This is a genomic window from Paenibacillus jiangxiensis (genome assembly GCF_046098255.1).
Lineage (GTDB): Bacteria > Bacillota > Bacilli > Paenibacillales > Paenibacillaceae > Paenibacillus > Paenibacillus jiagnxiensis.
Genome location: NZ_JBJURI010000029.1, coordinates 38,225 through 57,596, shown reverse-complemented (window position 1 = coordinate 57,596; position 19,372 = coordinate 38,225). Strand labels below are relative to the sequence as shown.

Genomic DNA, 19,372 nt, shown 5'->3' with positions numbered 1-19,372 from the left:
ATGCAACCAAGAGTGTACACACCTGCCATGCAGGGAAAAGGCGAATTTGACGGCGGGAAAATCAAGGAACAAAAGCCCATCGGCTTCTCGGGCGAAGGCTCGGTCATCAAACGTGTGGGGCCTCTGTTCTACTGGGCATGGGGAATCTCAAGTGCGAATGCCATAATCGGTCTGCATCCTCATGAGGGCTTCGAGATTTTGACCTACGTGGTGGAAGGGACATCCTATCACAAAGATACCGCGGGAACAGACAGTGCAGTGGGCGCAGGCGGGGTACAGATCATGCAAACCGGCTCGGGTGTCAGCCATCAGGAGAAGCTTAGTCCGGATACGGAGTTTTTTCAAATCTGGTTTGAGCCTTATTTAGAGGAAGCGATGCAGAGACAACCGGCCTATCACCAATATGAGCATGCAGATTTCCCACTTGAAAGCTATGAAGCAGGCTATAATGCAAAAACGGTAATTGGCAGCGGCTCCCCTATCGAACTTGTAGCTGACGCTGAAGTGTGGGATGTTGAAGTCAGCGCTGAAGCCAAGTATGAGCATATAGTACCTGCAGGCTATACTTTAACGGCTCTTGCCATTCGCGGAGACGGAGCCTGGGGAGAAGCTGGCGCAGCGAAGCAGCCCATTCCTTTTCATCATAAAGATTTCATTGTTGGGTACGCGGATTCAGATACAACGGTGGAAATCACAAACCCGAATAAAGGGATTCTGCGGCTGATTCTTATCAAGGTACCGACAACCGTAAGTTATCCGCTTCAACCGAAGCGATAATATCAGGAATGTAAACGTTACTCACGTCATATATCTCTAATTAGAGATTATCAAAATAAAATCAAAATCAGGAGATGATTAAAATGTCGATGGCAATTGGATTATTGGTGGTACGTGTGGTTGTAGGCTTGTTGTTTGTGGGACATGGTGCGCAAAAGCTGTTCGGCTGGTTTGGCGGTCACGGTCCGAAAGGAACAGGCGGATGGCTGGAATCGATCGGCGTTAAACCCGGTGTCACGATGGCAGTCATAGCCGGACTCCTGGAGTTTCTGGGAGGTCTTCTGTTTGCCCTCGGACTGTTGACTCCAATCGGAGCATTGTTCATCATCCTGGGCATGATTGGCGCCATAAAAACTGTACACGCCAAAAACGGTCTCTGGGTAACCAATAACGGCTATGAGTATAACCTTGTTCTGATCGCGACAGCCGTTGGTATCGCATTGACTGGAGCAGGCGCTTATTCTTTGGATGCTGTATTGAATATTTTCTAATGAAATGTAAAAGAACGCTAGGTTTGCCCCATATAGGCTGCTCCATATATAGCAAAAGAGCCCAGGACAGACAACGTTCCGTCCTGGGCTCGCATTTTTCGTACGATTCATTTTCTGCGGAGGGGTACTCTGCGATTAGGTCCGGCTCCGGGGATCGTTTTGCCTCCCGGAAATATTTGGGTGAGCGGTAACGCATTCATCCATATTATCCGGACGTGTTTGTTTTGTGTGCGATGAAATCCGGTCTCCGGATTTTCCCCCTCATCCCTCCATACCTTGGTAGGCGGCAGGCCCCTGTGCAACTTTTGCTTGACCCGGCTTAGGATCACAGCGAATTATTGCCATCTGAGCGCCCATTTTTCCATTTCGGTCAGTGAGTGTTTAAAGTCCATCCCCTTCTCCGTCAGACTATACTCCACCGAAACCGGCACGGTAGGAAATACCTTACGGTGCACGATCCCTTTCGCCTCAAGATGCTTAAGCGCGTTCGTTAATGACTGTGTTCTGACGACAGCCACGTCACGATGCAGCTGCTTGAATCGCTTCGGTCCGGCTGCCAGCTTGGCAATAATGAGAATCGACCATTTGGCCTCAAGTACCTCCAGGAATGCGCAGGTATGCATAAACTCCTCGTTCATATTCATGATGTACCACCACTTTCCAAAGTATAGTTGATCAATTTATTTGGTTTATATCCATTCAGTTTGCCTTCTTATCTAAGTATAGCTTCTTAATTATAATACAACCAAGACTTAGGAAGGGAATGGTACTCATGTATCGATCAGCTATTTACCTGCTTGCGCTGGCGGTGTTTCTGACGGCTACTTCGGAACTGGTTATCTCCGGTATCCTGGCCATCATTGCTAACGATATGGGCATTTCGCTTGCCGCTGCCGGGCAGCTTATCACCTTTTATTCACTTGCATTTGCCATTGGCACCCCTGTTGTGATATCACTGACATCCCGCATAGGCCGTAAAAAGCTTCTTTTCTCGGCCATGGTTGCTTTCACAGCGGGCTGCGCACTATCGGCCATCAGTGTGTCGGCGGCCATGCTGATTGTGTCGCGGATTATACTTGGCGTGAGTTCCGGCGTTTTTCTGGTCACCGCATTTGGCATAGCAGCCAAGCTGGTGCCGGCCGAAAAGCTTGGCAGCGCGATCGGAACCATTATTCTCGGCTTTAGCACGGCCATGATTTTGGGTGTGCCCGCGGGTATTACAATCACTGAGTGGCTGAATTGGAAATCCATTTTTGTACTGCTTGGGCTGTTGGGCATCGTGATTGGTATTGTCCTGTTACGCCTGCTGCCGGAGATGGAAGGAGACGAACCGACTCCGTTTTTTCAGCAATTCAAATGGCTGGGGAGCTCTGCCGTGATCATAGGCTTGTTAATTACTCTGTTCCGCGAGGGCGGAAATTCGGTGATGATGACGTATTTAACGCCGTATTTGCAGGAGCTGTATCATTTGCAAACATCAGAGCTGGGGCTTGTTATGCTGGGGCTGGGAGTGATCGGCGCCGTCGGTTCCCGGTTAGGCGGGTACGGTGTCGACCGCTGGGGGGCCGCCGTCGTCATAGGCTATGCCCTTCTGACTCATGCGGCAGCGTTCATGCTGCTTCCCTTATCCGGCCCCGTTCCGGGATTCAGATTTATACTGATCGCATGTGCTGTTTTGGCCATGTTTGCTGCGGGACCGGCCATGCAAAGCTATTTTATTCAGAAGGCACCCCATTCTGCTAATTTTATACTCAGCATAAACACATCCGTCATCCACCTGGGGCTGGCGGCCGGAGCAGGCATTGGCGGCATCGCCGTTAACCAGGCAGCGACGCTGGCGTATCACCCCTGGATCTCGGGTATTCTGCTGCTGCTTGGGCTGTCAGCCTGGGCGATCGGCGTCGTCGCGGGCAGAAAACGCGTTCAGTCAGTGTAATGATCCCCGAGAATCGTTATAAATCCAAAAATATGATTGACGAGTAAGTTTCGAAAATTTTACAATGGCTGTACATCGAACTGAGAGTGATAAACGTGAGTTGATAGATGAAGTAATATATCTTTATCACTAATTTGGTCGCTTATACCCAAGAGTGAATTTACCTTTGCGAAAGGAAGATCTTTATTACGAGGCCAGATCGTCAAACAAATCGTTTATCCTCTTTGGATCGCCAGCCTTGGATCGGGGATGTCGCACTGCTCCTTGTATCGCTCGCGTGGGGTTCCAGTTACATAACGGCTAAATTTGTGCTCCATGAGACGGAACCTTTTTTATTCCTGTTTCTGCGATTTCTCATCACCGTTCTAATCATGCTGCCCTTCACGTTGAAAAGCTTAATCAAAGCCTCCAAAGACACCTGGATCACAGGGATCATTTTCGGACTGTTTATCTACGCTATTTTTTCATTTGAAACGTGGGGAATCCGTTTTACTTCCGCGTCCAACTCAGCTTTTATCATTAGCTTGATAATCATTTTAACGCCACTAGTGGAGTGGAAAGTGAACCGCAAATTTACAGGCTATTTGTTTCTGCTTGCTGTGGCCATATCATTCGCAGGTACCGCCCTGCTTACGGTAAAAGAGAACCTTCTTTTCAATTGGGGAGACATCCTGATCTTTACCGCCGCTTTATTAAGAGCAACCCAGATGACTTATACGAAAAAATTAACGAACGGCAGAACGTATGACAGCAGCGCATTAACGATAATCCAGCTGGGAGTCGTGGCCATTCTTTCCGGATTTTCAACCCTCATCGTCGAAGGCCCCTCTTCTTTCTATATCCCTGTCTCTGCGAGTTTTTGGTTAAGTACGCTGTACCTGTCTGTCGTATGCACGATCTTCGCCTTCTATGCCCAACTTGTGTTTATTCGTCGAACCTCTCCTTCGCGTGTGGGATTGCTGATGGGGATGGAACCTGTCTTCGGGGCTTTGTTTGCGGTCATGCTCGGCGGTGAAGTATTGACGTTCTGGAATGTGCTTGGCGGCCTTATGATTATTGGCGCCACTTTCTGGGGCCGATATTTGTTGGACCGAAGAAATGCCCGGCAGGCGCAGACGGAACATGAGGCGGAAACGGAACATGCCAACAGTGCTCAAGCGTAGCAAAAGCCCAGTTCTGCCACTCTTTAGCGAAGCCAATCAAGCACCCGCCAGGCCTAAACGGCCAAGCGGGTGCTTGAATTTTGCTGCTTCCGGGTGCTTTAAGTTACTTGATGTCGTCGGGTGAGAAATCATAGTTATTTCTGTAAAATCACATTCAAATCCGCCCTAATCCTCTGCTCCTCACCACTTCCTGTTGTAGCAAATCTAAGCAAGGGAAGTTCGTAGGCTCTAAAAATACTATCCTTCAAGCAATCTCGTTTTAGCTGCCTTGGATTATTTTCATGAAACGCAAATCCATCGACCTCGATTGCAAGAACTGGAGATTTATCAAGCTTATTATAGAGAACAAAATCAACTGAAGCACCATTTTTTATATAACGGCGTTCCTCTTCCTTCAGCTTATCCATGTGAGCAAACAAATTTCCAAGAAAAACTTGATTACCTAACTCAAGCATATTGTAAGGTGGCTCATGCAATATATCCTCCAGCAAGGTTCGCATGATATTCTCAGATGCATACTTCGATTTCTGCTTGATCCGTTTCTTGAAAGCTTCTAATTTCTCTGAATATTCCTTATACAGCAAATCAAAAACAGATACGATCTCACTCTCAACTATGTTGTCATCGACTGTACTGTACTCCATGTACCTAATCAAATCACCAATTTCGTTACCATATTTGCGGAATACAGAATGATCGGTGACCAGGATGAATTTTTGCTGAGCCCTGGAAACTGCTACATTGATCATACAGGGGTCATTGACAAATTTAAGGCCCTTCTTTCCCGCTTTTGAACTATCTAGTACTGACGACATGATCATAATTGGCTTTTCACGACCTTGGTATTTATGTATGGTGTCGAATTCAATGGTCTGGGATAGCTGATTTGACGCTTTATCAACTTGTTTTCGATAAGGAGTCGCAAACCCAATGTCACTATACCTGCTGGCTGCTGCTCTCAGGTCCACAAGCACCTCTTGCTCAATCACATCAAGCTCTCGTTGATTGAACTTTCCTTTCTGACCATGCGTCAGTTCTCTCATATGATTACCGGCTACCGTTCGGTAGATTAACAAGGGACTATCCCCTTCCTGTTCAGTAGTATACGCTATGAGCTGCCCATCATAATACTTCCTGTTACAGAATTCAATAATTTGGGGATGACACCTGTAATGCTCCCTCAACATCACCTTAGGAACCGCATTACCATACAATTTGACCATAGCGGACAATAGATTGTGTCTAAAATAGTCATAGGGTCCACCTTGCTCCACCACGGCACCATTTAATTTCTCCTCTATACTCATGTCGGCTATCTGGGGCAGCTGTTTTACATCACCTACAATAATGACATTTTCGCAGCAGGAAAGTGCCAGTGCTGCTGTCAAAAGATCAACCTGGGAAGATTCATCTATTATGACGTAATCAAAAAGAAAGTTGTTAGGCACACAATTCCGAAGAGAATGTGTCGTGCTTAGCATTATAGGATACTGCTCCAGGAACTTGGCAAAATTCTTCATATAAGAGCTGGCGGTTACCTGAACAGGTTTGTAATTGAGATACTTTTGATAGAGTTTATGACGGAATAATTTCTCTGAATATTGCTGATGTTGCATTAGCAGGTTTTTAAAAGAATTTTGGGCTAGTTTACGTTCAATAGCTGTTACTTGCTCAGTCAATTGCCTGACTTTAAGCTCATAATATTTTCTTTGAAAATTTAAAATCACTTCCAGTTCTCGATCCTTCAGCCGCCTAAAATCATTGAAGCCGTGTCGTAATAATAGCTTTAATTTATGGAGAATGCTGTAAGTTTTACCTTGCTCCGAGGCTATATGACTATCTGCTAAGAAGGTTAATATTTTATCTGGTGTTTGACGATAAAACGAGAGTCTACCGATTTGTTCAATATCCTGCTTAGCAAAATAAGTTTTGAAGTGCTCCCATTCCAACCGATAGGCAGACAACAACTGTTGAAGTTGGGCTTTATTTCTTTCCAATTCCATCAATTCATGAATCTGAACGTCAATCTCTCTAATCTGTTGCAACAGTTCGCCTTCATCTATTTCACTTTTCCACATAGTTACGTCTTGGTAAGGCGGATTTGCAAAAAACCTCTTCTTATTCTCCGTATTGCCAAGAGCAGCCACGAGAAAATGGTACCCTTTCGCCTCCAGCTTGTCCCACACATTTTGAACAGCGGCATTATTTCCTGATACAACAGCCACCTTCTTATTCTGCATAACCACAAGATTGGCTAGAATGTTAAGGATGGTTTGCGTTTTTCCAGTGCCTGGTGGCCCCTCAATAATGGAGATCTGACTACACAGTGCCTTATCCAGTGCTTCCTTCTGACTTAAATTAAAATTGAATGGGAATATCGTATTAGAAACGGCTTTGGGTTCTACTTTTATCGGATCCCCATTTAGATAACAACTCAATACACTTTTCGGACTAATAAATGCGAGCTTTTTGAATTGCTTTTCCAGGAATGCTTCCTCTTCCGAGTTCTCTTCTGTAATGCGCGTATAATGAGAGATTGTCTCTAAATAATGCATAATAGATTTAGCCGTATTTGTCGTTACACTGCTGCTCTCTACCCGAATCGAATCTGCATGATATACGCGACTGGTGTTATTGTTGAATTTTATTCTGATTTTGGACCCAAAATCTATTGTGAGTTTAACATTATTCAGCGGAATATTCTTATGATAAACCACCATTTCACTTGTAATCTCTGTGATAACCGGGTTCTGTGCAAACACAACATCTCTTAGTGCATATGGGTATGTTTTTAAAGACCCTCGATAGGTGATCCAAACTACCGACTCTCTGACTTCGTATGATTGAATCTCGGTAGTTTTGTCCTTGCCCTTGACTAAAACTAAATAATATTCCTCGTTCATAGAAGAAGGACCTTTCGATTTAATGCGAATTTTGTAAGATATACGAATACAAATTTCGCCAATTGGGGTGTTAATTCCTGCAATAAAAAGAACTAAGATAAGCTTATATAAGATGATATCAATGAAGAAGTTGATCTTCCGTGCAGTTTGGACACTTGTCCGGAAACCGTAAACCATCGCTCGTGTAATATTCAAGATTCGTATCATCAAATATAAAAGGACTTCCGCAGGACCGGCATCCCAAAAAAATCGGGTCTTTCGAGCGAATGATCAGTGATTTGGCCCGCTCCGCCACTAGCTGTTTCCATTCCGCATCATCCAGATCATCGCTCTGTTGCAGTGCTTGGATCACATGACGGATTTCAGCCCGTACTTTTTTGAAATCAATGGGTTCCCACAACGCCAAGAAAGGAATATACTTCTTATTCCTGGAGCATAAAATTTTGTACAAAAGCAAGAAGATCATTCCCCGATTTCGTTCTTTCAAATACTCCATGCTGAGCGGTGTTACGTTATTCTCCAGCCAGTGATCCCATTCTTGCAGGAACTCTTCAGCCCGTCTCTCCCTCTCGACTGCCCATCCGCGGGAAGTAAACACAATCAGAGGGTACTTGCCGCTCATCTCCGTTTCCAAAAAATCGGTCCGGATCATCAGATCCACTTTATCCATGATCTGCTCTAATGTAATGTCTTTATAGTAACCATACGAGGGGTTTTGATCTAATCCAAGCCCCAGCACCTTACGATCCTTTGAACCTTTCAAAATTTTCGCAAGCAGCGTCCTTCCACCTTGGGCAATAATATCGTCGGCAGCCCGCAAAATAGCCCGCAGTTCAGGGTCCGGCAATGGTTTTACACGCTTCTTCATCCCTCTTCACCCTCCAGTCTATCAAAAATCAGATAAACTCAGTCTGTACGAGACTGTGGCTCACAGCTCCGGCGGGAGCGTAGCGTAAAGGCTTTCCTCATCGGCAAGCCTGTCCATTTCCCCACATGTTATACCATACGGAAAGCCCCATCCCGTATATCCGGCAATATATGCAAGCGTTCCGTCAGACCAAGGAGTTTCGCCTAATTGCTGCTCCCGCTGGCGTTGCAGCCTCTTTTCCTTGCGGATCTGTCTTGCCCTTGCAGCCTCTTTCTCACCTTCTCTAGCCTTCTGGGCGGCATCATCGCTTACCGCTACTCCCAACATGCGGAGCTCTATTATGGCCGTCTCTGTGTTAACACCAAAATGCTTGCGATAACCCCGGATGTAGCTTTTCCCGTCATAAGACTTCAGCCAACTTGCTGCAGCTGACTGCAGCCGCCTCTCCCTGTTCATTCTTTTGACTCGCGGTGTATTTGTACTTTTCTTTTTCTTCTTCCCCAACGATGTCCCTCCCACAGAGTTACGAAAAGAACAGATTAGATCAGTTTTCCTCAGAATGCTCTTCCAGAATAGCAGCGATCGCCTCCACCGAGTGTAGCCCTTGTACATTTTATCAAATCTTTTCATGGGCATAAAACTAAACCAGCTAATAGTGCTGTACACGCGCCAGATCTAATAACGAACTAAAGTATGAAAAATTATCCAATGGTTATAATTGATAACATTCTTCTTAAGGGGGCAACCTGTTTGTTTGCTTTGGATGCATTAGCTCTTATCATTTCGGGATTTATTTTGCTCAGGATTGCAGGAAAAAAGGTCATTTCTGAAATGACCCCCCTTGAGATGGTGACCACGCTGGCCATCGGTACGATCATTGGACATGTTGACGCACACAGCAGGTTATTGAGGACGATTATTACAATCGGGTTGTTCATAACTATACTGATCGTGTTTCAATATACCGCTATGAAATGGCCTTTTTTTCAAAAAATGATTATTGGCAAACCCACGTTAGTGATCAAGGATGGGCAAATATTACAACAAAATTTGGCCAAATTAAGAATGACTACTGAACAATTGGAGCTGCGCGTCAGACAGCAAGGTATAGAGAGTATATCCGATATCAAAACGGCAACGCTTGAAGTGAACGGCCAGATTGGCTATGAACTCACCAAATCGGCCAGCCCGGTAACTCGTAAGGAGTGGGAACAGCTGTTAAAAGCTTTAAAGGTTGAGTTGGAAAAAGAGGAGCCGAAAAAAGACAATGTGTTTGAAAAGGTGCGGAGGAGTGCTGAGTAAAATCAATGGTTGAGAGGAATTTCCCTGGGTCTTCTGATACGAAAAAGGCACTGATCTTATTGCTCAGTGTCTTTAATGTGTTGAGGCGATCTGCATCTGAGTAAATCCTCAGCTTCTGCCGCTTTTTCTATGGCGTCATAAAAAATCTCGAACTTATTCCCTTCGAATCTTCACCACACGTTTGCTGTTGAAAGGCTCCCCCTAAAGAGCTGGCTGACGGCGGAATTCATATTGCAAGTAACACTTCTGAAAAGCCGCCCGATATAAAATCAGCCTCTAGATTGAGTTTTAAATCTATAATTGTATAATTGTTATAACAGTTGAATAGAATGATATGGGGGATGCTCAATGAATAGGGTGGTTGAAATGGAACGAAAAGTGACGAAATTCGGTAACAGTTTGGGTATAACAATGACCGATGCACTGAAACAAATAGGACTGGATCAAGGAGATACCGTTAGTATCGATGTAAACAAATCTACTGGAGAAATCATTATCAGAAAATCAACAAAAGTGTCACTCCCTAATGGGATTAGTGGGGACTTCATGGAGTCTTTATCTGAGGCAATTAATGAGTACGATCAAACCTTAAAGGGCCTCAAAGACAGATGACGCCGGTTCGTTATTTATCTGTCCAAGAAATTATAGCCATTAATCTTGCCATGATTCAACGCTACAGTCCAGGTGAGCAAGTTGGAGTGAAAGACCCGGGATTGCTCGAATCAGCAATCCTTCGGCCACAATCTTCCGCTTTTGGAGACGATGCTTACCCGACCATTTTCGAAAAAGCAGCCGCTCTTTTTGAGTCACTAGGTCAAAACCATCCATTTCACAATGCAAACAAACGAACTGCTTTTACGGCACTTTTTATTTTTCTACGTTACAATAATCTACTTTTTAAGATGGATCCAAAAAAAGCTGAAGACTTTACTGTAGATATGGTTAATCACAAATATGAGTTTCAAGAATTGGCTGCGATTATTCAAACACATTGTGTGGAGAAAACGAAAGCTTAGAGTATGGGCGAAAAAGCAACCGGGCAAGGTTGCTTTTTCCTGTTAAGTGTGGCTTTAAAGGTGCCTTTAATATATGAGCGAACCATAATCATACAAATCCCCAGTGCATGTGCTCTTACTTTTCAACTGAAATCTGCTCTTAATGATTTGGGGTCGATTCTTTTAAGATTAGCAACATCAGAAAGCGGTAACGCGCTAGAGCCCATCCAGACTGTCTACTCCAATTCCATATAAAAAAGATTAGTAGTATTATCTTTTGTAATAGTATGCGCCCCTGGAGCAAGTGACACACTGACAATACCATTCGTCATTGGATAACTTGTTCCATCAACTTTGACCTTTGTTCCGTCTGGCGAATTAAACACTAATGTTAATGTAGCAGTTTCCGTAGAGGTAAAGGAAATACGGGTTGAACTCTCGATTTTCAAACATTGGGTTAGCGTCAAGCCGTTATACACCACGGTTCCCTTTGTTGTGGAAAGATTCCCTGCAATATCAAAAAAATCGCTTTTCAATCCGGAGGTTGTAAAGTTGTGGACCTGTTCCCCGGGGGATGGATTCGGTTCGGGCTCTGGCTCCGGTTCCGGCCCCGTCGAGGTTGAATTCCCGCCTACGGATACAAGTTGAGAGGTGTAGCTGCTTATTTTGGCCATAAGAGCTGTATTGAGGGCAAAGGATGTGTCGTCAACGGAATCATTAAACTCCCAGGTGAAGTCTCCGTTATTCAGGCGTCCGGCTTGTGCGGTAACGATCTGTTCCACATCGCTCACGTTAGCAATGTCCGCGCTGTTTACTCCCGTATCAACGCTTGTATCGAAGTTATTAAAAGCCGTTCCTCCCACTAATGCTTTGTATGAGCTAGGTACGGTTTCATTTCTTGACGAAGCCAAGTATGCATCGAATGAGGTTGCATTTGCCGGAGCTGTCCCGGTATTGGAGTTTGCATAAATCAGACTGTCTGCATCTATTATCATATTGTTATAGGCCTTGATCACGCCTCCGTCTTCGCCCGAAAATGTCCCTTCCCCTAAAGCATCCGTACCTTGCAAGGAGCTTAACATTGGGTATTTGCTATGTCTAAAATAATTGGATTCCACAAAGGCCGAAGCTCCTGTAGTAACACCGACACCATATTTTGAGACTCCGTCATAGAAGTTATTATATATGTGAACCGATGCTAATCTGATTCGTGGATGGCGGGAGTCCGAGTGATCAAACCAATTATGGTGGAACGTGACAAAGAATTCCTCCGATTCACTCAAACCGACCAAAGCCGCTTTTCCCGAATCCCAGTAGTGGTTGTAAGAGATTGTAATATAGGTCGACCCTTTCTTCAGGTCTGTTGAACCATCGCCCTTGGCCTGGTCGGCATCTCCTCCTGCGGTTCCATAAAATAGATCATTGTTATGCACCCACACGTTGACGTTTCCCGTATCCATGGAAATCCCGTCGTCAGGGAACAACATGTGCCCCAGATTTCTCACTTCCACATTCCCGACATATCTCAGGAGGAATCCCCACCCGTAAGCATAGGCGTCGTCTCCGATCCCTTCGACCGTTATATTCATTTCCGAATAATCGTTTTTGCCTTTTACTTGAAGGTATCCGCTGCTATTCAGTTGCCCGCTCATGTCGTCATCTGTAACTTTTCCAATAAACCGGATGGCAAGAGGGGTTGTATCATAGCCTTTTTGTCTTAGTGTCAAAATCTCGCCGATACCCACACCCGTTTGAACACCGCCAGAGCTATTGATTTTCACATCAAGAGTTACGGTTCGTGCCGTCTCGGAGGTCACATAAATAACTTGTGCACCATGCTTAAGTGTTCCGTCATCATTGTAGGCACCCGATCCTGTACCGTATTGCGAGTCTGAGGAAAAAGCAAATCCGGATCGATCATATGACACTACAGATAAGCTGTTCGAAACGGCTCTTGCCGTTGAACCGTCCGTCAGCCTGGCTTCAACCTTCATTACATAAGTTCCGGCCGCAAGACCTACGGCGTCCGCTCTCCAATAGGAGGGGTATTGTCGGATCAGCTCATTATCAATTTGCTGATAGCTGGAATCCGGCGCACTTGCGTGTTTAACATATACATTGTATCCCTCCGCATTACTCACCGGTGACCATTCTACATACGCCGTTTCATTCCAGCCCCCACCGCCGATGATCGAAATCCCGGCAGCATGGACCGTTGTATTCGCCCATCCCCCTGCTACTAAAGATAGGGCCAGAGAAAACAACAACACAATGCCGGTTACCTTTGCAACTCTGTTTTTCATTTGATTTCCTCCTGTTTTTTATTATGTTACCCATCTTTTTGTAACCGTTTACAAATTGACCGGAACTTCCTTACCCACCTCCTCGCTTATGGATCGATCATGTCTTTCAAAGTGAACGCCTTGTTAAGTTCAACAAAATTGTGAACTTCACGCACAGCATATCAGCGGCGAAAGCAGTTCCAGAATAATCATTTTCTCATACTCTGTATTCCGCTGTATTCTGAGTTAATGATTATATGTAAGGGAAATGACACTTCACTCTTGGACAAATTGTTCTCTTGTCCAAAAAAGCAAAAATCCACAACCGGATTCGGTTGTGGATAACACTTTTAAATTTACAAATCGCTATTTTTTAATGCATTGAGAAATAGTTTGCTGCATAAAAAAGTTGCCAACAACCATATAGGGGTCATTGGCAACCGAAAGTATGATTCATGAAGAGTATCGTGTGTTTCTCAACCGCTCTATTTCTTCTTTTGTTAATCCGGTGGATGAAGCAATGATAGCAACATCCACTCCTGATTGAATCAATTTCTTGGCAATATCGGTGGTCTTGCTACGTTCTCCTTCTGCCTTAGCTCCTTCAATCATGGAAGCTTCATCATGAAGATACTTCTGTCTGTCTTCGTACAATCGGCGGGCCTCAGCATCCTGACTCAGAAACTCCAACGTATCCATTGCTTTTTTCAATATAGGTTCATTCATCGTCAGCACCTCCCAATTGGATTTATCTACACCCTTCAAAAAGAGCAGCCAATTGACCAAACCGCCGCTTTCAACAGGAGATGCATGCTCCCCGAGTTTTGGAAGCTCAAGAAAATGCAGTTCTATGTCATCAATGAGCGGTATACCGCTTCGATCTTCACGCAGATGGAATACGTTATGATATTGATTATTGGACAGGAAAGAATAATTCAGTATATTGATGGTCACACATTTCTTCAACGCTTTATAAGATTGTCCCTCTTGAAGCTGTCCACTGTAAAGCTTGCTCCAATAGAACATGGTGCGTTTCTCGGTATCGTATTTGTTGAATAGTTGCATTTCAACGTTGATAAGCTCACCATCCACTGTTTTCCCTCGAATGTCCAGAATCGACTGTTTGTCGCGAGGAGCATCTTTATCAGTATACGGATTGACCAGAATGATTTCAGTTAAAGGCTGTTTGCCGGCCTCAATAAAAGTCTTATTCAAGAACTCAAGCAGGACATCGCGGTTTTCCTCACTGCCGAATATACGTTTAAATAGAAAATCGTTTCGGGGATCAAGCAGTTCGTTCATCTGCAATCAACTCCATTCGTCATTAGTATACCATGCTTACAAATTCTTAGACAGACAAAGCAAACATACCAAAAACCACGGTAACATTACTCAATATTCATATTCCTGAAGATGTTCAGTGCGGTAACACCATACCATCAGTGACGGTCACTGGCTACATCAACAACACACGGAACAAACCCAGCCACTGTAAACCTTTCTAACCGTGATGTACCCTGAAACATCCCCATAAAATGTAGAAAGACCACCTTCAAAGGTGGTCTCACTGATGATTTAAATGGAGGCGAGGGGAGTCGAACCCCTGTCCGAAGATAACGCCACATAAGCTTCTACGGGTGTAGTAACAGTTTTGATGTCACCCTAGAGACTCCCCGTTACCGGATTCCCTTCGGGTCAGCCTGGTTGTCTTCTTCAGCTAGCCGCAGGCGGAGACTAGACAGCGTATCCCACTAAAGTTGAGCCCTCATCCCGGTACATGGGCGATACAGAGCGAGAGCACGTCTGCAGGTTATTAAGCTGCGAGAGCGTAGTTAGTTTGTTGTTTGCCGTTTAATAGGCTTTAGCGTTGATGAAGCGGACGCGTCCCCACTACCCGCTACTCATGCTCGAACTATCCCCGTCGAATCCATAAACGCCCCCTCAATATAAAAGGGCTTCTGGATCAGATCCGGCATAACCGGGCATAAGCATTGATCTATTCCTCATCCTTTCCCTCCATAAAAGAAAGGATGTTCAGAAGCATCACGGTGCAGTTTCCCTAAGAACACTGCTTAAATAGTATACCATACATCAGCATCAAAATATAGACGTTTCGATATACTGAGCGTATATAAATTACCCCAACTCAGGTACCCCGACCCGCCACAAGCAGCATGTTCCTGCACAGCCAACTCCGTGTTAACGCGCGACCTTCTGCTTCTCACGCAGCGCACGCTGGATGTCGCGTTGAGCATCCCGTTTGGCGGCCGTTTCGCGTTTGTCGTACTGTTTCTTACCTTTACCCAGCCCAAGCAGCAGCTTCGCATATCCGTTGCGGACGTAAATCTTCAGCGGCACGATCGCGTAGCCGTCCTGCTTCGACAGGCCCAGCAGCTTGTTGATCTGCTCCTTATGCAGCAGCAGCTTGCGCGCGCGGGTCGGATCGTCGGGATTATGCCGGTTGCCCTGCTCGAACGGGCTGATATGCATGTTATGAATATGAATTTCCCCGTTACGAATGGTTGCAAACGCATCGTTGATATTGGAACGCCCGTTGCGGACGGACTTGATCTCCGTTCCCGTTAGCACCATTCCCGCTTCGTAGGTATCTTCAATAAAATAATCATGGGAAGCTTTCTTGTTCTGGGCGAGCACTTTCCCGTCGGCTTTTTTACCCATGACAATCACTCCTTTAACAAAATAACATATAGCGAAGCCAGACATTAATTGTAGCAAAAGCACCTTGGCAAAAGCAAGGATATCCGGCTTCAATCAGCTGCAATTACGTCACATACTATGCTCCGCAAGCGAACAGCCTGTCGTCGTAACAGGCTGCTTGTGCATGCTGTGGCCCCTTGAGCAAGCAGCCTGCCCCATGACAGGCTGCCAGTGCTTGCCATGACCCTTGAATATTCAGGGACATCGCCGACCGTCTGACCGTCGCAAAGACGGTTTGAGATCCTCAAAACTTCCACAAATCAACTGTCCGTCCGTTCACTTTTTCTTCTTACGCACAAAGGCTGCTGTCGCGTTCCCGCCGCTGCCGCCTTTGGACTTCTTCCGCTTGCGGCGCACCGGACCGCCAGCATCGCTGCCCGGCGTGGCCGACTCGCCGATGAAGATGCCGCTCGCCGACGTCTTCTTGCGGCGGCTCCCCCCTTCGGCAGTCGGCGAGCTGTAGCCGCCTTTACCGCTGCCGAAGCCGAAGCTCACCGCAGGGGCTGCGGCACCCCCACGATCGGACCGGCCACCATTGCCGCCCCGTTTGCCTTTACCCTTGTCTCCGGAGCGTCCGCCTTCCGACGCCGCTGGCGCACCACCACGGCCGCCTCCCTTGCCGCGGCCGCCCGAACGCCCGGAGCCGCCGCCAGCCCAGTCGGGCCGTCCGCGCTCGCTGCGCGGCTTCATATCCACCAGCTCGAAATCGATGGTGTGCTCTTCCATGCTGACGCGCGCCACCCGTACCTTCACCTCATCGCCGATGCGGAATACGCGGGAGGTGCGCTCCCCGATCAGGGCCATATGGGCCTCATCGAAGTGGTAATAATCGTCCGTCAGGCCACCCATCCGGATGAGCCCCTCCACCGTATTTTCCAGCTCAATGAACATACCGAAGCTGGTAACGCTGCTGATAATGCCGTCGAACTCTTCCCCGACCTTATCGAGCATGTACTCTGCTTTCTTCATCTGCTCTACATCGCGCTCGGCATCCACCGCAACCCGCTCCCGTTCGGAAGACTGCTGCGCAATATCCTGCATGCGGGAAGCGAGGTATTCCTGGCGCTCCGGCGAAAGCGTGCCGCCGCTCTGCAGCACTTCCCGAATCACACGGTGAATGACCAAATCGGGATAACGGCGAATCGGGGACGTGAAGTGGGAATAAAACTCCGCCGCCAGCCCGAAGTGACCCGTCGATTCCGAATCATATTTCGCCTGCTTCATGGAGCGCAGCATCATCGTGCTCAGCACAGTCTGCTCCTTCGTGCCCTGGATATCCTCCAGCAGCGTCTGCAGGGCACGAGGGTGAATTGAATTGCCGCGGCCTTTAATCTGATGGCCGAAATTAGCGGCAAACGCCATAAAATTCTGCAGCTTTTCCTGATCCGGGTCCTCGTGAATCCGGTAAATAAACGGCACCTTCAGCCAGTGAAAATGCTCCGCCACCGTCTCATTCGCCGCCAGCATGAACTCCTCGATAATCTGTTCGGCCACCGTGCGTTCCCGCTTGACGATATCGACGGCCTTGCCTTCCTCATTGACGATGACCTTGGCTTCGTCGAAATCAAAATCCACCGCGCCCCGCTTCATCCGGTTGCTGCGCAGCTTCATGGCCAGCTCCTTCATCAGCTTGAAGGTATCGACCAGATCCTTGTAGCGCTCCAGCAGCTCCGGATCCTCCTCATCGAGGATTTTGCGGACATTCTTGTAGGTCATCCGTTCTTTCGTCTTGATCACACTTGTAAAAACATCATGCCGCACGACCTTCATAGTCGGATCGAATTCCATTTCACACGACATCGTCAGCCGGTCAACCTGCGGATTAAGGGAGCAAATTCCGTTAGACAGACGGTGAGGAAGCATCGGGATGACACGATCCACCAGATACACGCTGCAGCCGCGGTTATACGCTTCCTGATCAAGCTTGGAATTCTCGCGCACATAATACCCTACATCCGCAATATGAACGCCAAGCAGGTAGTTTCCGTTCGGCAGGCGTTCCACATTGACTGCGTCATCGAGATCCTTCGCGTCTTCGCCGTCGATCGTCACGATCGTTTTGTCGCGCAGATCCCGTCTCCCTTGCCGGATGATTTCATCCTCTGTAATAGAATCGGGAGCCGCATCCGCTTCAGCCATGACTTCCTCGGGAAAAGATTCCGGAAGCTGATGCTTGCGGATAATGGACAGAATATCCACGCCCGGGTCGTCCTTATGACCAAGAATTTCAATAATTTCACCTTCGGCAGCCGCACGGCCCTCGGGGTAGTTCACAATCTTGACAACGACCTTCTGTCCATTGACCGCTCCATTAAAACTGGGCTGAGGAATAAAAATATCCCGATTAATCCGTTTGTCGTCAGGAATTACGAAGCCGTATACTTCATGGCTCTGGAACACGCCGACCACCTGCAGAATGCCACGCTCGACGATCCGCACCACTTCACCTTCCAGGCGTCCGCCCGCAGGCCCTCTGGAGGTCACACGGACCAGCACGGTATCGCCGTTCATTGCCCCCTTGAGGTCATTCGCATGAATATAGACATCCGGATGATCCCTGTCCTCCGGAATAAGGAAAGCAAAGCCCTTGGCATGAGCCTGCAGGCGCCCGCGCACCAGGTTCATCCTCTCCGGAACGCCATACCGGCTGCCGCTGTTCAGCAGCAGCTTGCCGCTCTCCTCCAGCGTGTTCAACAGCTTCAGGAATTCCCTGAAATCCGCCGCATTATCAATCCCGAAATGCTTCTCCAGCTCCTGATATGTCATCGGCTTATAAGCGGCATCCCGCATAAATTCAAGTATTTGTTCTTCAGTTATCATTTCGTCCACCTCGGGTGACCTTTAATTTTCGACCCATCCCTCTCTAATCTGTTCCTGCTCTACGTTCGTGAGGTGCAGGCGCCTCATCCGGTCATCATTAGACCAGTCCTAGTATACTCATACCCTAGTATACACAGATTCAATCCCATGCATCCCTGCACCCGGTAAAGTATGAACTTTCCTATATTAGAATATCGCTTATTATGTATTTCGGTCACGGCCGTATAAATATTCAAAAAAAGCCTCCGTTTCGGTTGAAACGAAGGCTTTAGGTGTTCGTATTAGCTCACCAGGACAGCAACCAGAATGGAGACGATCATAAACGCTGCTCCGAGTCCTGTCGTTACACGCTGCAGAATCAGATCCATCCCGCGCGCTTTGGTCTTGCCAAACAGATGTTCCGCTCCTCCGGAGATGGCACCGGACAACCCTGCGCTCTTACCTTTTTGCAACAATACAACCGCGATTACAGCAATGGACAATACAACGAGCAAGATTTTCAAAAACAATTCCATGTAATCCACCCCCTAAGACTGAGCATCACTATCTATGCATTAAAATGAAGAGTTCACGTCTCATAAACAGCATTTTTATTTTATCATATCCATTCGCTTAACACAACCAAACTTTCCAAAATCTCCTCAAAGCTCAAGGGATGATAACTGATCTACATGGCTTGCTCATTGACGTAGTTTGCGCGGTTTAGTTTGCTGTTTGCAGCAACCAGACTGTACTGGCCAGCACCAGACCACCCCCAATCGACACACTGTACCAGGACAGCCCGCGATACAAGCTCAGCTTCCAGGATTGTAATGCCTCATCCTGCATCAGACGTTCGTTCTCCCGCTGCAATGATCTGGAGGTTCTGCGCACCCCCTGCAACATGTTTAGCCCTTTCGATAATGGAGCAAAAAAGCCCGTGTTCCGTACATAGGCCAAGGCCCCTACGACCAGAGCCAGCATACCGTACAGAAATAATCGATTCGCAGCCTCCTGCCCGCCCTGAATTGCGGAGACTGGACCAGTACCAGTGACAGCAGCCTGAACACTCCCATTGCAAATGAGCCAGGTGATTCCAGCCGCCAGTCCCGTCACCGCGATTGTCCGAAGCAGCATG

General features: G+C 47.0%; 17 protein-coding genes and 1 other RNA gene. 7 read left to right on the top strand and 11 right to left on the bottom strand.

All coding sequences use genetic code 11. The features are described from left to right. Positions 1-777 (top strand): pirin family protein, encoded by a 777-nt coding sequence (locus tag ACI1P2_RS24200; RefSeq protein ID WP_355324022.1) that lies wholly within the window; start codon positions 1-3, stop codon positions 775-777. A gap of 83 nt (positions 778-860) precedes the next feature. Beyond that, positions 861-1,268: a DoxX family protein gene (locus ACI1P2_RS24195; protein ID WP_355323941.1), complete on the top strand. Its 408-nt coding sequence runs from the start codon at positions 861-863 to the stop codon at positions 1,266-1,268. A gap of 335 nt (positions 1,269-1,603) precedes the next feature. Here the strand turns inward: ACI1P2_RS24195 and ACI1P2_RS24190 are convergent, their stop codons facing one another. After that, positions 1,604-1,912, bottom strand: a complete 309-nt coding sequence (locus tag ACI1P2_RS24190) for a winged helix-turn-helix transcriptional regulator (RefSeq protein WP_355323938.1) — start codon at positions 1,910-1,912, stop codon at positions 1,604-1,606. 128 nt (positions 1,913-2,040) lie between these two features. Here ACI1P2_RS24190 and ACI1P2_RS24185 point away from each other — a divergent pair, with 128 nt between their 5' ends. Then, a complete protein-coding gene (locus ACI1P2_RS24185) occupies positions 2,041-3,204 on the top strand; it encodes an MFS transporter (protein WP_355323935.1) in 1,164 nt (387 codons plus the stop codon). 224 nt (positions 3,205-3,428) lie between these two features. Further along, positions 3,429-4,367 carry a DMT family transporter gene (locus ACI1P2_RS24180; RefSeq protein ID WP_355323932.1) on the top strand — a complete coding sequence of 313 codons (939 nt, stop codon included), beginning with the start codon at positions 3,429-3,431 and terminating at the stop codon, positions 4,365-4,367. 134 nt (positions 4,368-4,501) lie between these two features. Here ACI1P2_RS24180 and ACI1P2_RS24175 read toward each other — a convergent pair whose 3' ends face one another. From ACI1P2_RS24175 to ACI1P2_RS24165, 3 genes are read right to left on the bottom strand one after another with little or no spacing between them, the layout of a single operon-like run. Beyond that, positions 4,502-7,465, bottom strand: a complete 2,964-nt coding sequence (locus ACI1P2_RS24175; protein ID WP_408976330.1) for an AAA domain-containing protein — start codon at positions 7,463-7,465, stop codon at positions 4,502-4,504. Then, a complete protein-coding gene (locus ACI1P2_RS24170; RefSeq protein WP_355323925.1) occupies positions 7,389-8,138 on the bottom strand; it encodes an RQC-minor-1 family DNA-binding protein in 750 nt (249 codons plus the stop codon). The genes ACI1P2_RS24175 and ACI1P2_RS24170 overlap by 77 nt, the downstream gene beginning before the upstream one ends. A gap of 60 nt (positions 8,139-8,198) precedes the next feature. Beyond that, on the bottom strand, positions 8,199-8,642 hold the full coding sequence (locus tag ACI1P2_RS24165) for a hypothetical protein (RefSeq protein WP_355323922.1): 444 nt from the start codon (positions 8,640-8,642) through the stop codon (positions 8,199-8,201). Between the two features lie 246 nt (positions 8,643-8,888). On the opposite strand from ACI1P2_RS24165, the gene ACI1P2_RS24160 reads away from it, so the two are divergent. From ACI1P2_RS24160 to ACI1P2_RS24150, 3 genes are all read left to right on the top strand, one after another. Next, positions 8,889-9,440: a DUF421 domain-containing protein gene (locus tag ACI1P2_RS24160; RefSeq protein ID WP_355323919.1), complete on the top strand. Its 552-nt coding sequence runs from the start codon at positions 8,889-8,891 to the stop codon at positions 9,438-9,440. Positions 9,441-9,788: 348 nt separating this feature from the next. After that, a complete protein-coding gene (locus tag ACI1P2_RS24155) occupies positions 9,789-10,052 on the top strand; it encodes an AbrB/MazE/SpoVT family DNA-binding domain-containing protein (RefSeq protein ID WP_355323916.1) in 264 nt (87 codons plus the stop codon). After that, positions 10,049-10,456, top strand: coding sequence for a type II toxin-antitoxin system death-on-curing family toxin (locus ACI1P2_RS24150; protein ID WP_355323913.1), 408 nt, complete (start codon positions 10,049-10,051; stop codon positions 10,454-10,456). The genes ACI1P2_RS24155 and ACI1P2_RS24150 overlap by 4 nt, the downstream gene beginning before the upstream one ends. 215 nt (positions 10,457-10,671) lie before the next feature. On the opposite strand, the gene ACI1P2_RS24145 is transcribed toward ACI1P2_RS24150, so the two are convergent. From ACI1P2_RS24145 to ACI1P2_RS24115, 7 genes are all read right to left on the bottom strand, one after another. After that, positions 10,672-12,738, bottom strand: coding sequence for a pectate lyase family protein (locus tag ACI1P2_RS24145; protein ID WP_355323910.1), 2,067 nt, complete (start codon positions 12,736-12,738; stop codon positions 10,672-10,674). Between the two features lie 432 nt (positions 12,739-13,170). Continuing rightward, positions 13,171-14,019, bottom strand: coding sequence for an Rpn family recombination-promoting nuclease/putative transposase (locus ACI1P2_RS24140; RefSeq protein ID WP_355323907.1), 849 nt, complete (start codon positions 14,017-14,019; stop codon positions 13,171-13,173). A gap of 275 nt (positions 14,020-14,294) precedes the next feature. Further along, positions 14,295-14,658, bottom strand: a transfer-messenger RNA (tmRNA) gene (gene ssrA, locus ACI1P2_RS24135). Between the two features lie 258 nt (positions 14,659-14,916). After that, entirely contained in the window at positions 14,917-15,396 is a 480-nt protein-coding gene (gene smpB, locus ACI1P2_RS24130; RefSeq protein WP_355323904.1) for an SsrA-binding protein SmpB, read from the bottom strand. Positions 15,397-15,711: 315 nt separating this feature from the next. Continuing rightward, a complete protein-coding gene (rnr, locus tag ACI1P2_RS24125) occupies positions 15,712-18,255 on the bottom strand; it encodes a ribonuclease R (RefSeq protein ID WP_355323901.1) in 2,544 nt (847 codons plus the stop codon). Between the two features lie 281 nt (positions 18,256-18,536). Then, positions 18,537-18,770 (bottom strand): preprotein translocase subunit SecG, encoded by a 234-nt coding sequence (secG, locus tag ACI1P2_RS24120; protein ID WP_355323898.1) that lies wholly within the window; start codon positions 18,768-18,770, stop codon positions 18,537-18,539. Between the two features lie 187 nt (positions 18,771-18,957). Continuing rightward, positions 18,958-19,371 carry a DUF3899 domain-containing protein gene (locus ACI1P2_RS24115; RefSeq protein ID WP_355323895.1) on the bottom strand — a complete coding sequence of 138 codons (414 nt, stop codon included), beginning with the start codon at positions 19,369-19,371 and terminating at the stop codon, positions 18,958-18,960. Position 19,372 lies beyond the last annotated feature (1 nt).